The organism is Streptomyces sp. NPDC127068 (assembly GCF_042724695.1).
Lineage (GTDB): Bacteria > Actinomycetota > Actinomycetes > Streptomycetales > Streptomycetaceae > Streptomyces.
Window position 1 is genome coordinate 49,532 of sequence record NZ_JBHXEN010000012.1, and the last position, 13,420, is coordinate 62,951.

Here is a 13,420-nt window from a genome sequence, read left to right on the forward strand (position 1 = left end):
ACCCACGGAAATCCATTAGGGGAACGAGGGGAACTCTGTCTCATGACGCGGATCGATGTCAACGAGGTCGACGAGGTGTTTACCTCGACGCCCACCCGATGCGCCGACCACAACAGCAATTGTGAGAACGCGTGTGAGAACTTACTCACGGAAACTTTGTTCCGCCGGTCTGTTCGGCTCCATGACCTGGCCAGTATCTTGTAGCCGCTTCCCGAGATCTGATCACTTACACGCTGCCGAGCGTGACCAAGTCGTGCTCGGAAATGGGTTGGCCCATCTGGAGGAGTTCGGATGAGCGGGACATCGCTGGACACGCGATTAAGGGACACGCCGCCGACGTCCGTGCCGGTCGACCAGGTGACCGAAACGCGTCTCGTGCGGGTCGCCGGCACCAGCCCCGAGCACGTCAGCGCCCTCGCGCAGTGCCCGGACGACCTCCCGCCGATCCTCGTGCACCGGCCGACCATGCAGGTGATCGACGGCGTGCACCGTCTGCGCGCGGCCAAGTTGCGCGGGGACGCCACCATCGGTGTGCGGTTCGTCGACGGCACCGAGGAGGACGCGTTCGTGGTGGCCGTGAGCGCCAACGTGACCCAGGGGTTGCCGCTGACGCTGGCCGACCGCACCGCCGCCACCTCCCGGATCCTCGCGTCGCATCCGCACTTGTCGGACCGCTTGATCGCGTCGACAGCCGGGGTGTCCACCAAGACGGTGGCCGCGATCCGGCAGGGTTCAACCGGGGAAATGACTCAGTTGAACACCCGCCTCGGCCGCGACGGGAAAGTGCGGCCACTCGACGCCTCCCACGGGCGCACGATTGCGAGTCAGGCGATTTTGAAAAACTCAGATCTTTCGTTGCGGGAGATCGCCCGAATCGCCGGAATATCGGTCGGCACCGCCCGGGATGTCCGGGAAAGAATGCGCCGTGGCGAGGATCCCATTCCGCGGCGGCATCGCCTTTCCGCCGGGCAGCGCGCGGAAAAGGAAGCACCGGTCAACAGCACCGGCGCCGACCACGCCACCCCCAGCACGCCCCGCGTCGAACGGGGCCGCTTCCTGCTGTCGCTGCGCACCGATCCGTCGTTGCGGTTCTCCGAGATCGGCCGCGCGCTCCTGCGGCTGCTCGACGCCAACACCCTCGACGCCGCGCAGTGGGAACGCCTCGCCGCCGCCGTCCCCCAGCGCTGGTCACCGGTCGTTGCCGACCTCGCCATGGACTGCGCCGCTGACTGGTCGGCGCTCGCCTGCCGGGTCCGCGGCCAGGTCCCCGTCAGCGCGTGAGTCCGGCGCGCACGCCACGGCGATCGCCGCTGCCAGCTCGACCACCGCGAACAGCGCGACCACCGGGAGCAGCGCCGACGAGTCACCGGTGATCGCGACCGCGATCAGCGGCAAGAAGCTGGAGATCGTGACGCCCACCTGGTAGGTCACGGCGATCGCGGAGAACCGCACCATGGTCGGGAACAGGTCCACCAGGAACGCCGCCAGGCCGCCGTAGATCGCGCCGTGCGCGAGGGTCAGCGCGGGGATGAACACCAGGGCGACCAGTATCGGATCGCCCGAGGACAGCCAGGCGCCCGCCGGGACCATCGCCACCACCGCGACCAGGTAGCCGAAGATCATGACCCGCTGGCGGCCGTACCGATCGGACAGCGCGCCGAACACCGGCAGCGTCACGCACTCCGCCAGGGCCGCGATCATCAGCCCGGTCAGCACGGTCGACCGCACCTCCGGTCCGGCCTTCGCCGCGTGCGCCACCAGGAACACGGTGAACATCGCGATCACCGACCCGGTGCCGAGCGAAGCGAGGATGCCGATCACCACCCGGCGCGGCCACCGCCGCAGCACCATGATCACCGGCACCCGGGCGGCGCGGTTCTGCGCCCGGGCACGCAGGAACTCCGGTGTCTCCTCGACCCCCAGCCGGACCCAGATGCCGATGCCGACCAGGATGCTCGATGCCAGGAACGGCAGCCGCCACCCCCAGGTCAGGAAGTCCTCCTCGGGCAGCTTGGAGATCAGCACGAAGGTCAGGTTGCTGCCGAACAACGCCACCGCGAAGCCCATCGCGGGCCAGCTGCTGAAGAAGCCCCGACGTTCGGGCGGGCCGTGTTCGGTGCTGAGCAGCACCGCGCTTCCCCATTCGCCGCCGATGCCGATGCCCTGCGCGACGCGCAACGTCACCAACAGGACCGGCGCGAGGACCCCGGCCGTGTCGTACGTGGGCAGCAGGCCGATGCCGAACGTGGCGATGCCCATGACGAGCAGCGTCCACACCATCATCGCCTTGCGGCCCACCCGGTCGCCGAAGTGGCCGAACAGCAGGCCGCCCAGCGGGCGCGCGACGAACCCGGCCGCGTAGGTGGCGAACGACGCGAGCACACCGCCGGCAGTCGACGTTCCCGGGAAGAACAGCGGGCCGAACACCAGCGCGGAGGCCGTCGCGTACAGGTAGAAGTCGTACCACTCGATGGCGGTGCCGATCGTGCTCGCGACGAGCACCCGGCGGACCGAACGAGGCGTCGAGGTCGCCCCTGTCTTCACGCGTCCTCATCGGACACGAGAACCCGACCGCCGAGCTCATGGGGATCGGCGGCGAGGTCGTAGGCCCACACCTGCCGGCCGTCCGCCTCCCAGATCACCTTCTGCCCGTCCGCCCGCACCGCGTGCAGCGCCTTCAGGTCCGGGTAGTCGTCCGAGGCGGCGGCCCGCTCCTGGGGGAAGTAGGTCTCCGAGTACGCCTCGCGGGACGCCCCGGTGCCGTCCGCGAAGAACTCGGTCAGCGAGGCACCGTCCGAGGACCGCGGGTCCATCCCGAGGTGGTCGAGCACCGTCGGCATGATGTCGACCAGCCGCACCTGGCTGTCCACGCTCATCCCCACCGGCACCCCGGGGCCGCTGATGATCAGCGGCACGTGCTGGGTCGCGTCGAACAGCAGACAGCCGTGGCCCTCCTCGTACGGGTGGCCGAGGTCGCCGGCGTGGTCGTTGGGGTACCACCCGGCCAGGTCCTCGCCGTGGTCGGAGAAGCACACCACCAGCATCGCATCGACGTCGTGGCCCAGCTCGGCGATGCGGCGCAGCAGGAGCTGGACGTAGTGGTCGGTGTAGGCGACCTCGCCTTCGTACGGGTTCGCCACCTCGACGCCGACGTCCTCCGGCGGCTCGTACGGCCAGTGCGCGTCGAAGAAGTGCGCGAACAGGAAGAACGGGCCGGTGCCGTCGAGCGACTGGAGCCAGTCGGTGGCGCGTTCGACCACCAGCGGCGCGCGCTTGAGCGCCAGCCCGCGCAGCTTCACGTCGCCGACCGACAACGGGTCCCGGCCGTCCGGCAGCAGCGGGATCTCGTCGTCGTAGAAGTCGAACCCGCGGTCGATCCCGTACCACTGGTTCAAGCCCGGGCAGGACACCACCGCGCCGGTCGTGTACCCGGCCGCCGACAGGCATTCCGCCAGCGTCGGCACCTGCTTGTCCAGGGCTTCGCGGAACAGGTGTCTGACCCCGTGTCGGGGCGGCTGGAGCCCGGTGAACACCGTGGCGTGGCTGACCGGCGTCAGCGGGCACGACGAGATCGCCTGCGTGAAGCTGACTCCGCCCGCGCGCAGCCGCTCCACGCCGGGGTACTTCCCCGAATAGGCCACGTCGGCGCGCACGGTGTCCAGGGAGATGAACAGGATGTTCGGCTGTGTGGTCACCGGGATTCCTCTGTTTTCGTCTGTCGACGCCAGCGGGACCGAAGGCTAACAACGGGCTCCCCGCGTACGACAACGACGAACAGTGCGGCATGAATGAACACCGGTGCCGAACCGCACATGCCGCTACTACAGTCACCTGGCGGAGCGTCCACCCCCGTGACACGAGGGAGAATTCACATGGCGCGCAAGTTGTCCCTGGCGCTGGAGCTGTACGCCGACGCGAACGCCGGCGTCGACCAGCGCTACATCGAGCAGATGCGCAACCAGGACGCCGAACCGGTGCCTGTCGATCCCACGCTGCCGAGGTTCACCCTCATCGTCGGGCCCTCGCCGTTCACCATGCCGCGCGGGTGGGAGTTCTTCCTCACCTCACCCTACGAGGGTGCGACGTACATCTCGACCGTGCTGCACAACGCCGGGTACCCGGTGCGCATCGTCGACGTCCGCTACACCCCGAACCCGCTCCAGGCGGCGTACGAGCAGATCATCGAAGGCACCGACGTGCTCGGTGTGTGCACGTTCGAGGACAACTTCCCGTTCTGCCGCGCGCTGATGGCGATGGTCCGCGAGTCGCACCCGGAGATACCGATCATCTGCGGCGGCTCGCTGGTCACTTCCGTTCCGTCGGTGTTCATGTCGGACACCGACTGCGACATCGCGGTGATCAGCGAGGGCGAGATCACCATCCTGGAGCTGATGGAGAGTTACGCCCGCGGTTCGTGGCAGCAGGACCTCCCGACCATCAAGGGCATCTGTTACCGGGACGAGAAGGGCAAGGCGCGCCGCACGCCGCCGCGCGGCCAGATGATGGACCTCGACGCGCTGCCCAGGATGCGGCTCGACCTATGGCCCCAGTCGCGGTCGCCGCTCGGCATGCAGCCGCAGGTGATCTCGTCCTACAGCCGCGGCTGCAAGATGGACTGTTCGTTCTGCTACCGCACCACCCCGCAGGTGCGGGCGAAGTCGCCGGAGAAGATGGACCGCGACCTCGACTGGCTGAAGACCCAGTACGGCGTGGAGTTCTGCTTCTTCGTCGACCTCACGTTCAGCTCGCACCGCGGCCAGACCATCGAGATGTGCGACGTGATCTCCCAGCACGACCTGCGGTGGACCTGTCTGACCCGGTGCGCCGACATGGACGTACCGCGCATCGACGCGATGCGGGACGCGGGTGCGGACATCATCCTGTACGGAGTCGAGTCGCTGGGCCGCGAGGTGTTGCGCGAGGCCCGCAAGGGCAGCAGCGAGAACCTGACCGTCCGCGCGATGCGCACCACGTTCGACGGCGGCGTGCGGTTCGGCTCGCTGCTCATCGTCGGTCTGCCGAACGAGACCGAGGAGTCCCTGTCGGACATGGTGCAGTTCGCCGAGCAGTACAACCACGTGACCCGGGTGAAGTACCTGTCGGCCATGCCCGGTACGACGGTGTACCAGGACGCGGTGCGGAACAAGATGATCCGCACCGAGATCGACCACCTGAACTGGCTGTCGGTCGAACAGGCGCTGCACGAGGACGAGTTCCTGAACGTGAGCGGGCTGCCCGAGCGGGTCTGCCGGGACGCGTACAAGCGGGTGTACGACGCCTACCAGCCCGGCCCGGTGATGGACTTCCAGCACTGGCCGGAGCACTTCCAGTACTTCCACCCGCAGCCGGCCGACGGCACCGAGCGGTCGACGTCGTACGCCGGGACCGGCTGGCGCACCGAGTGGAGTTCCGCCGCCGCGCCCCTGGTCCCCGGTTCCGAGCGGTACACCTTGGACAAGGTGGCCGACGCGGAGGTGGCCGCGGTCGGGAGCACGCTGATGGACTGCGGCGCGAAGAAGCTCTCGGTCAGGGCCTGACCGGTGTCCACTCAGGACGGCCCGATCCTGATCATCGGGACCGAGCGCTCCGGGTCGAACCTGCTGCGGCTGGTGCTCGACGCGCACGCGCGGATCGCGGTCCCGCACCCGCCGCACTTCATGCGGTACCTGTCCGGCATCCCGTACGACGGTGACGTCGACGCGATGGTGGGCGACGCGATGAGGTTGCTGCGCCACCACATCCATCCGTGGCCGCACGTGATCGACCGGGCCGCGGTGACCGAGGCGGCCGGCCCGTCGCTGTTCGGAGTGGTGTCGGCGATCTACGACCAGTACCGCATCGCGGAGGGCGCCGCCCGGTGGGGGTGCAAGAGCACGTTCATGGTCGAGCACGTCGACGAGGTGCTCGCCGAACTCCCGGACGCACGGTTCCTGTGGCTGGTGCGCGACCCCCGCGATGTGGTCGCGTCGGCGAAGCGGGCCGTGTTCGGCTACTGCCACCCGTACCGCATGGCGCTGCGGTGGGCGGCCGAACAGGAGCTCGCCCGCGCGGCACGGGAGCGGTGGGGGCCGACCGTGGTGCACCTGGTGCGGTACGAGGACCTGGTGTCCGCGCCCGACCGGGAGATCCGGGCGATCTGCGACTTCCTCGGTGAGGCGGTCGAGCCCGCGATGCTGGCGCACCACCTCAGTGGCAACGCCCGGGTGACCGCGTCGCTGTCGGCGTCCTGGCGCACGGCGGGCGACCCGATCACCACGGCCCGGATCGGCGCCCACCGCCGGGGGCTGTCCGACCGGGAGCGGCGGCAGGTGGAGAGCGTGACGGCGCCGGCGATGGAGCCGCTCGGCTACTCGTTCGACACGGCCTCGCTTGACGAACCGGCTCCCGGTCCGCTCGGCGTCGCGCTGCGCGGATTCGCGGTGCGACTGGCGGTGGAGGCGCGATCGCTGCGCACCGACCGCAACCACTTCCGGCGCTGGCGGCGCGACGCCACCGTCCGCCGACTGCGCCGCCGCGCGACGCCGGGCCGCGCCCCGGTCCTGGCAGGAGAGAGCAGATGAACGAAACGGGAAGCGTCCGCACGCACTTCGCCGACCGCGCGAGCACCTACGACCGGTCCAGTGCGTGGTGCACCGACGACGTGCTCGGCGAGCTGCTGCTGTCCACGGCCGTGCCCCGGCCGGGCGATGCGGTCCTGGACGTGGCGTGCGGCACCGGACTGGTGTCGAGGCTGTTCGCCGGGCGGGTGCGGCGGCTGGTCGGCGTGGACATCACGCCGGAGATGGCCGAGCAGGCGCACGACGTGCTCGACGAACTGGTGATCGCCCCGGCGGAGGAGCTGCCCTTCGATGACGGCACGTTCGACGTCGTGGTGTGCCGTCAGGGAATCCAGTTCATGACGCTGCCGGACGCGGTGCGGGAGATGGTGAGGGTGACCCGGCCGGGCGGGCGGGTCGTGCTGACCCATCTGTGCGCCTACGGGGACGACGACCGCGACGAGTACTTCGAGATCCTGCGGCTGCGCAACCCGGCCCGGCGGCACTTCTTCCGGCCCGGCGACGTCGAGGCCCTGCTCGCCGGCGCGGGGTGCGACCCGGTGCGGTCGCAGCGGTACGTGTCGGTGGAGGACGTGGACGTGTGGTCGGACAACGGAGCGATCGGCGAGGACGCGCGGGAGGCCATCCGGGACCGCTACCGGAAGGCGTCACCCGCGTTCCGCGCACGGCACGCGGTGGCCGAGGCGGACGGGCGGATCACCGACCACATGCTGTTCGTCGTCGCCTCGGGAACGAGGGTCTGACATGGAACCGGACCAGTCCCTGGCCGACGGCGTGCAGGCCGCCTTCCGCACCGAGGCGGCCACCGCGGCGCGGTACACCTACTTCGCACGGGTCGCCGAGATCGAAGGTCACACCGAGGCGGCCCGGGTGTTCGACGAGCTCGCCGAGAGCGTGGCCTGCGCCGCCCACGGGCACCTGGACGTGCTGCGCGACCTGCTGGGCGGCGACGATCCGGGCACCGGCCACGCGCTCGGTGACACCCGCCGCAACCTCGCCTCGGCGATCAGCGGCGACCTCGACGAGTCCACCGCACGCTACCCCGGCCTGGCGGCGCGGGCCCACACGGACGGCGTGGCCGATGTGGCGAGCTGGCTGGAGACGCTGTGCACGTTGAAGAAGACGCACGTCGACCGGCTGGAGCAGGCCCTCACCGAGCTGGCCGAGCCGCGGTTCGCCGGGAACGGAGCGCCATGACCACCGACTACACCGCCGAGGCGATCACCGTCTACTCCGGGCTGGAGGCGGTGCGCCGCAACCCGTCGATGTACGTCGGGTCGACCGGCTCGGACGGCGCCCACCACCTGGTGCTCGAACTGGTCGACAACGCCGTGGACGAGGCCGCCGCCGGGCACTGCGGCGCGATCTCGGTGGAGCTGCACGACGACGGCTCCTGCTCGGTCACCGACGACGGCCGGGGCATCCCCACCGACCCGCACCCGGAGGCCGGGATACCGGCCTGCGAGCTGGTGCTCACCACGCTGCACTCGGGGGGCAAGTTCGACCACTCCTCGTACGCGACCTCGGCCGGGCTGCACGGCGTCGGCCTGGCCTGCGTGAACGCGTTGTCGCAGTGGTTGCGGCTGGACGTGTGGCGCGACGGCGCGCACCACAGCGAGTCGTTCGCCCGAGGCTCGATCGAGACCCCGCTCAAACGGGTCGGCGACAGCGACCGCCGCGGCACCCGGGTGTGGTTCCGCCCGGACCCGGAGGTCTTCTCCTCGTGCGTGCTCGACGCGGACCTGGTGCACGCCCGGCTGCTCGACATCGCGTACCTGCACCCGGGCCTGCGGATCGATCTCACCGACCACCGCACCGGACGGCACGAGTCGCTGTGCGAGACGACCGGGGTGCGGGGCCTGCTCGCGTACCGCGCCCGCGACGCCGAGAAGGTGCACGCCGAGCCGACCACGATCACCTGGTCCGGGGACGGGTGCGTGATCGACGCCGCCGTCCAGTGGACCGAGGGGTACGCGGAGCAGATCTTCAGCTACGTCAACACCATCCGCACCGACCTGGGCGGGTCGCACGTGGACGCCCTGCGCGCCGCCCTGGCCGGGGTGGTGGCCGACCACCTCGGCCCGGCCGCGGACAAGATGACCGTGGTCGACATCCTGGAGGGGCTGACCGCGGTGATCGCGGTCCGCATCCCGGACGCGCGGTTCGACGGCCAGACCAAACGCACCCTGCGCAACGACGACGCGGGCGCCCGTGTGCTCGACGTCGTCACCGAGCAGGCGCGGCAGGCGCTGGCGGCCGACCCGGAGCTGGCCCGTCGCATCGCCGAACGGGCCATCGACGCGAGTCGGGCCCGGCTCGCCGCACGGCTGGCCGGGCGGACGGCCCGCTCCCGGACCCGGGCCGTCGAGGTCGACTACGCGGTCTACCAGCGACAGTTCGGAATCCGCTCGAAGGACTGGCACGACTCGTGCGCCTGGCTCACCGACGAGGACCTGCTCGGCAAGCACGCGGAGCTGTGCGCGGTGCCGCCGGACGCGCGGATGCTGGACGTGTGCTGCGGCAGCGGTGTCGTCGGCGGCGCGTTCCGCGGCCGGGTCGGCGAGATGGTCGGGCTGGACCTCACCCCGGAGATGACCACGCTCGCCGCCACCCGACTGGACGTCGTGCACCAGGGCACCGTCTACGACCTGCCGTTCCCCGACGCCAGTTTCGACCTCGTGGTCACCCGGGAGGTGCTGCACCTGCTGCCCCAGCCGGAGCGGCCGGTGTCGGAGATCTTCCGGGTGCTGCGGCCGGGCGGGCAGTTCATCGTCGGGCAGATCGTGCCGTACGCGGACGTGGACGCGTTCTGGATGTTCCGCGTGTTCAAGAAGAAGCAGCCGCTGCTGTACCAGATGTTCCGCGAGGAGGACTTCCGGGCGTTGCTCACCGGCGGCGGCTTCACCGACGTCCGGATGGAGGAGTACTTCCTGTGGGAGTCGATCGACCGGTGGATCGACACCCACGAGACGACACCGGCGAACCGGCAGGAGATCTACCGCCTCTACTACGACGCGCCGCGCGAGGTACGTGCCGTCCATCCGTTCGAGGTGTTGCCGGACGGCTCGGTGCGCGACCGGTGGCGTTGGTGCGTGTACTCGGTGCGGAAACCCGACCATGCCTAGCCGCACCGTGGATCGCCCGGTCGCCGAGGTCGTGCGCGGGCTGGAGGTGCTGCGGCCACTGCGGGGCACGCCGGTGCCGCACTTCCGCGCGAAGGTGCGCGATCTCGTCGTCGTCGCGTCGAGTTCGCGGGGCGGGTCGAGCATGCTCGCCGAGCTGTTGCGGTCCTCGCCGCACCTGCTGCACCTGCGCGGTGAGCTGGGTCCGTTGCTGCGGTTGGTCGGCCTCGACCACCCGCACAGCGGCACCGGGTCCGACGTGTTGGACGCGGCGCACTGGCACGGGCTCCCGCCGCGGTCCCGGGCGCTGTTCGAGGCGGAACTGGCACTGGACGCGGGCTCTCCCGGCACCGGCGTGGAGAACCTGGCGGTGGACGCGGCGTGGCGCCTGGTCGTGCAGTGGCCGGGGCTGGGCCTCGACCCCGTCGACCTGGTGCGGACCGCCGAGACGGTGCTGGACCGTGATCTCCCCCGGTTCGCGCGGGCGCTGATCGGCAGGGCCGGCGTGAACCCGTGGTACTACGACCTTCCGGGGCAGTCACCGGGACCCCGACCGGCCGGGCCGCCCGGCGAGGTGCTGCTCGAAGAGCCGCCCTTCGTCCTCCCCCGCCCGTGGCGGCCCGCGAACGAACACGACCTCGCCACGAAGCCACTGGTGATCAAGACGCCGGGCAACGCCTACCGACTCGGCTTCCTGCGGGCGGCGTTCCCCAACGCACGCCTGCGGGTGCTGCACCTGACCAGGAACCCGGCCGCGTCGATCAACGGCCTGGTCGACGGGTGGCTGCACCACGGGTTCCACGCGTACCGGCTGGACGAACCGCTGCGCATCGCCGGATACGCCGACGTGCGGCCGGCCGACCGGCACTGGTGGAAGTTCGACCTACCACCCTTTTGGCCCGCGTACACCGCCGCCGCCCTGCCCCGGGTCTGCGCCCACCAATGGTGGTCGAGTCACCGTGCGGTGCTCGCGCACGGGGCGGATCACACGGTGCGGTTCGAGGACCTGATCTGCGGTCCGCACGCCCGTGCGGACGCCGTCGAGCGGATCGCGGACTGGCTGGGCGTCCCGTTCGACGGGCCGCTGCAGCGGGCCGCGACCGACGGCATCGCGGCCACGGTGGCCACCGCCGCACCACGCCCCGGCCGGTGGCGGGCGCGGGAGCAGGAGATCAGGTCCGCGCTCAGCGCCGACGTGCTCGCGATGGCGGAGAGGCTTGGTTATGCCCGTGACGACCACTGGATCTGAGCTGAGCACCCACGGCGGCCCGGGATGGGTCCCCCGGACGGCGTCGCACGTGGACGAAGTCGCGGCCGGGAAGGCGTGGGCGCCGTGCGGGTACCGGTCGGAGACGGCCGCACTGAGGTCGGTGCTGCTGGTCCGCCCGCCGGACAGCATCGCCGCGGTGCGACGGCCGGGGGCCTCGCTGATGCTCGGGCCGGTGGACCTCCCGGCGATGCGGGCGCAGTGCGACGCGCTGGCGGACCGGCTGCGGGACGACGGGGTCGAGGTACACCTGACGTCCCCCGAAGCGGGGCCGAACGTGGTGTTCGCGCGAGACCTGTTCTGGATGACCCCGGCCGGGGCGGTGCTGGCGCGGATGGCATCGGCGCAGCGGGCCGGCGAGGAACGGCATGCCGCGCTCGCGCTGGCCGAGGCCGGGTTCCCGATCCTGCGCACGGTGTCCGGCACCGCCGTGTTCGAGGGCGCCGACGCGCTGTGGATCGACCCGTCGACGGTGCTCGTCGGCACCGGGTTCCGCACGAACGCGGCCGGCGCGGCCGAGGTCGCCTCGGCGGTCGCGGAACTGGGGGCGCGGGTGGTGACGGTGCCGCTGGCGCCGGGCGTACAGCACCTGCTCGGCACGGTGGTGTTCCTCGGCCCTTCCACCGCCGTCATCCACCGGGCGGCGAGCCCACCGGAGTTGGGGGCGCTGCTCGCCGAGTACGGCTATCGGGTGATCGCGCTGCCGCCGGACGAGGAACTGCTGGTGCGGCGCGGGATGAACCTGCTGGTGCTCGCACCGGGGCGGGTGCTGATGCCCGCTGGCTGCCCGGGAATCCGGCGGACGCTGGAACGGGCGGGCGTGGCCGTCGACGAGATCGACATCGGCGCGTACCTGCGGGCGGCCGGCGGGATCGGCTGCGTGACCGGGGTGGTGCGCCGTGAGCACTGAGAGCCGGTCCCTCGGCCGATCACTGAGCCGGGTACACCGTGGGGTCGTCCAGCGGCACCTTCAGCCAGGAGATCATCTGCCGGAGCTGGTGGTACGCCGCGAGCCGCTGCTCGTCGGAATCGGCCTCCTCCGCCGCTGCGATCGGCTCCCACAGGCGCGGCACCATCACCGGCCCGAGTTCGAGCAGGCCGCCGCTGCCGCCGGTGGCCCACTTCGCCAGCACGTACCGGACGATCGCGCCGACCGGGATGTCCAGGTTCCGGGACATGCCGCGCACGGTCTCCAGCGGGTCGAGGAGCCCGTAGTCGACCACCTCGGCCTTGAAGTTGGCATGCGGGTCGTCCGGTGGCCAGCACCGTTCCCACTGGCGCAGCCGAACCGCCGGCGTACCGGTCGCGTCGTAGGCCAGGTCATCCATGTCGCCATCCATGCCGCCACCCTAAGGGCGGCACCGAGCTTGTCCGACCGGGCAGGGATGAACACCGAAGTCAGGAAAGGAGAACCAGTGAACGAGAACCTTCGTGAGGAGCAAGTCACGCTCGTTCGGACCGACTCGGGCGCCGCGACCAGCGGCACCGCCACGGCCGACGACGAGGCGATCCGTCAGCAGCTGCGCAGCCTCGGCTACCGCATCTGACCCAACCGCCCCGGCCCACCCCCACGGGTGGGCCGGGGCGTCCCCACGGAGGAGGCCGATCAGGCCCGCCCCGCACGCGCCGAGGCCGTGGCGGTCGGTACGCCGCCGCAACCGGGGTGCCTCGGACGACGCGTACGGGTCGTCCGCCCCCGTCGTCCCGGTCATTCCGGTGATCCCGGTGATCCCGCTCGTCCGGGCCGTCCCGGCCATCCCGGTGGCCTGACCGGCGTTCGCCTTGGCGTGCCGTCCCTCCTTCTCGCGGGCCGCACGCCCGCCTCCAGCGGCGGTCCCCCCACACTTCCAGGTAGCCGATCAAGGCCGGCGCGTGGGTGACGCACACCCCTTCGGCGCGGTCGCCGGTACCCGCACGAGGACGCGGTGCCCGGCCGGTATCACCGCCGACGCCCCGGCCCACCGGACGCCCTCGCTCCCCCTCGCGTGCGCCGGAACCCGAGTCCGGGGAACGGGACGCGCCGCGGAAAATCCCCGTCCAGCACCTGCGCCGGACCGGCCCCGGACCCCCTTTCACCCGAGCCAACCGCATAGGCAGGCAGGAGTGTTGACCACCCGGCGCCCCGTTGTAGGGTGCGGCGACTGGGAGGCGGCATGACGGAGACGACCAACCCGTTCGACGACGAGAACGGAGTGTTCTGGGTGCTGCGCAACGACGAGGACCAGCACTCGCTGTGGCCGGAGTTCGCTCCGGTGCCCGCCGGGTGGCACGTGGTGCACGGCCCGGGCGGCCGGGCGGCGTGCCTGGCCCACGTCGAGGAGAACTGGACCGACCTACGTCCGGCCTCCCTGCGCCGCGCCATGGACGACTCGACCGGGTGAGCTACCGGACGGATACCCGGTCTTCACCGTGACGGCGGCGGTGGACCGCTTCGTCACCTGCATCGCACTCCACGTCACCTTTCACGGTGCACG

At 71.0% G+C, this 13,420-nt stretch carries 13 protein-coding genes; 10 read left to right on the top strand and 3 right to left on the bottom strand.

All coding sequences use genetic code 11. The features are described from left to right. Nucleotides 1-291: 291 nt before the first annotated feature. A complete protein-coding gene (locus ACFWIA_RS09945) occupies nucleotides 292-1,281 on the top strand; it encodes a ParB N-terminal domain-containing protein (RefSeq protein ID WP_387002227.1) in 990 nt (329 codons plus the stop codon). On the opposite strand, the gene ACFWIA_RS09950 is transcribed toward ACFWIA_RS09945, so the two are convergent. Both ACFWIA_RS09950 and ACFWIA_RS09955 read right to left on the bottom strand, forming a co-directional pair. After that, a complete protein-coding gene (locus ACFWIA_RS09950) occupies nucleotides 1,189-2,544 on the bottom strand; it encodes an MFS transporter (protein ID WP_387002229.1) in 1,356 nt (451 codons plus the stop codon). The genes ACFWIA_RS09945 and ACFWIA_RS09950 overlap by 93 nt on opposite strands. Further along, a complete protein-coding gene (locus ACFWIA_RS09955; RefSeq protein WP_387002231.1) occupies nucleotides 2,541-3,695 on the bottom strand; it encodes a sulfatase in 1,155 nt (384 codons plus the stop codon). The genes ACFWIA_RS09950 and ACFWIA_RS09955 overlap by 4 nt, the downstream gene beginning before the upstream one ends. Nucleotides 3,696-3,872: 177 nt before the next feature. Between ACFWIA_RS09955 and ACFWIA_RS09960 the strand changes: the two genes are divergently transcribed. Genes ACFWIA_RS09960 through ACFWIA_RS09990 form a run of 7 tightly spaced genes read left to right on the top strand, consistent with a single transcriptional unit; the run spans nucleotide 3,873 to nucleotide 11,856 of the window. Next, a complete protein-coding gene (locus tag ACFWIA_RS09960; RefSeq protein WP_387002233.1) occupies nucleotides 3,873-5,537 on the top strand; it encodes a B12-binding domain-containing radical SAM protein in 1,665 nt (554 codons plus the stop codon). 3 nt (nucleotides 5,538-5,540) lie between these two features. Beyond that, nucleotides 5,541-6,560, top strand: a complete 1,020-nt coding sequence (locus ACFWIA_RS09965; protein WP_387002234.1) for a sulfotransferase family protein — start codon at nucleotides 5,541-5,543, stop codon at nucleotides 6,558-6,560. Beyond that, on the top strand, nucleotides 6,557-7,300 hold the full coding sequence (locus ACFWIA_RS09970; RefSeq protein ID WP_387002236.1) for a class I SAM-dependent methyltransferase: 744 nt from the start codon (nucleotides 6,557-6,559) through the stop codon (nucleotides 7,298-7,300). The genes ACFWIA_RS09965 and ACFWIA_RS09970 overlap by 4 nt, the downstream gene beginning before the upstream one ends. A gap of 1 nt (nucleotide 7,301) precedes the next feature. Then, nucleotides 7,302-7,754 (top strand): rubrerythrin family protein, encoded by a 453-nt coding sequence (locus ACFWIA_RS09975; protein ID WP_387002238.1) that lies wholly within the window; start codon nucleotides 7,302-7,304, stop codon nucleotides 7,752-7,754. Continuing rightward, nucleotides 7,751-9,682 (top strand): methyltransferase domain-containing protein, encoded by a 1,932-nt coding sequence (locus ACFWIA_RS09980; protein ID WP_387002240.1) that lies wholly within the window; start codon nucleotides 7,751-7,753, stop codon nucleotides 9,680-9,682. Before ACFWIA_RS09975 ends, ACFWIA_RS09980 begins: the two co-directional genes overlap by 4 nt. Continuing rightward, on the top strand, nucleotides 9,675-10,928 hold the full coding sequence (locus ACFWIA_RS09985; protein ID WP_387002242.1) for a sulfotransferase: 1,254 nt from the start codon (nucleotides 9,675-9,677) through the stop codon (nucleotides 10,926-10,928). The genes ACFWIA_RS09980 and ACFWIA_RS09985 overlap by 8 nt, the downstream gene beginning before the upstream one ends. A gap of 49 nt (nucleotides 10,929-10,977) precedes the next feature. Further along, nucleotides 10,978-11,856 (top strand): dimethylarginine dimethylaminohydrolase family protein, encoded by an 879-nt coding sequence (locus ACFWIA_RS09990; protein WP_387002243.1) that lies wholly within the window; start codon nucleotides 10,978-10,980, stop codon nucleotides 11,854-11,856. Between the two features lie 19 nt (nucleotides 11,857-11,875). Here ACFWIA_RS09990 and ACFWIA_RS09995 read toward each other — a convergent pair whose 3' ends face one another. After that, nucleotides 11,876-12,286: a DUF6027 family protein gene (locus tag ACFWIA_RS09995; protein WP_361327313.1), complete on the bottom strand. Its 411-nt coding sequence runs from the start codon at nucleotides 12,284-12,286 to the stop codon at nucleotides 11,876-11,878. 75 nt (nucleotides 12,287-12,361) lie between these two features. On the opposite strand from ACFWIA_RS09995, the gene ACFWIA_RS10000 reads away from it, so the two are divergent. Next, nucleotides 12,362-12,493: a hypothetical protein gene (locus ACFWIA_RS10000; protein WP_387002245.1), complete on the top strand. Its 132-nt coding sequence runs from the start codon at nucleotides 12,362-12,364 to the stop codon at nucleotides 12,491-12,493. A gap of 606 nt (nucleotides 12,494-13,099) precedes the next feature. Then, nucleotides 13,100-13,327, top strand: coding sequence for an MbtH family protein (locus ACFWIA_RS10005; RefSeq protein WP_387002246.1), 228 nt, complete (start codon nucleotides 13,100-13,102; stop codon nucleotides 13,325-13,327). Nucleotides 13,328-13,420 lie beyond the last annotated feature (93 nt).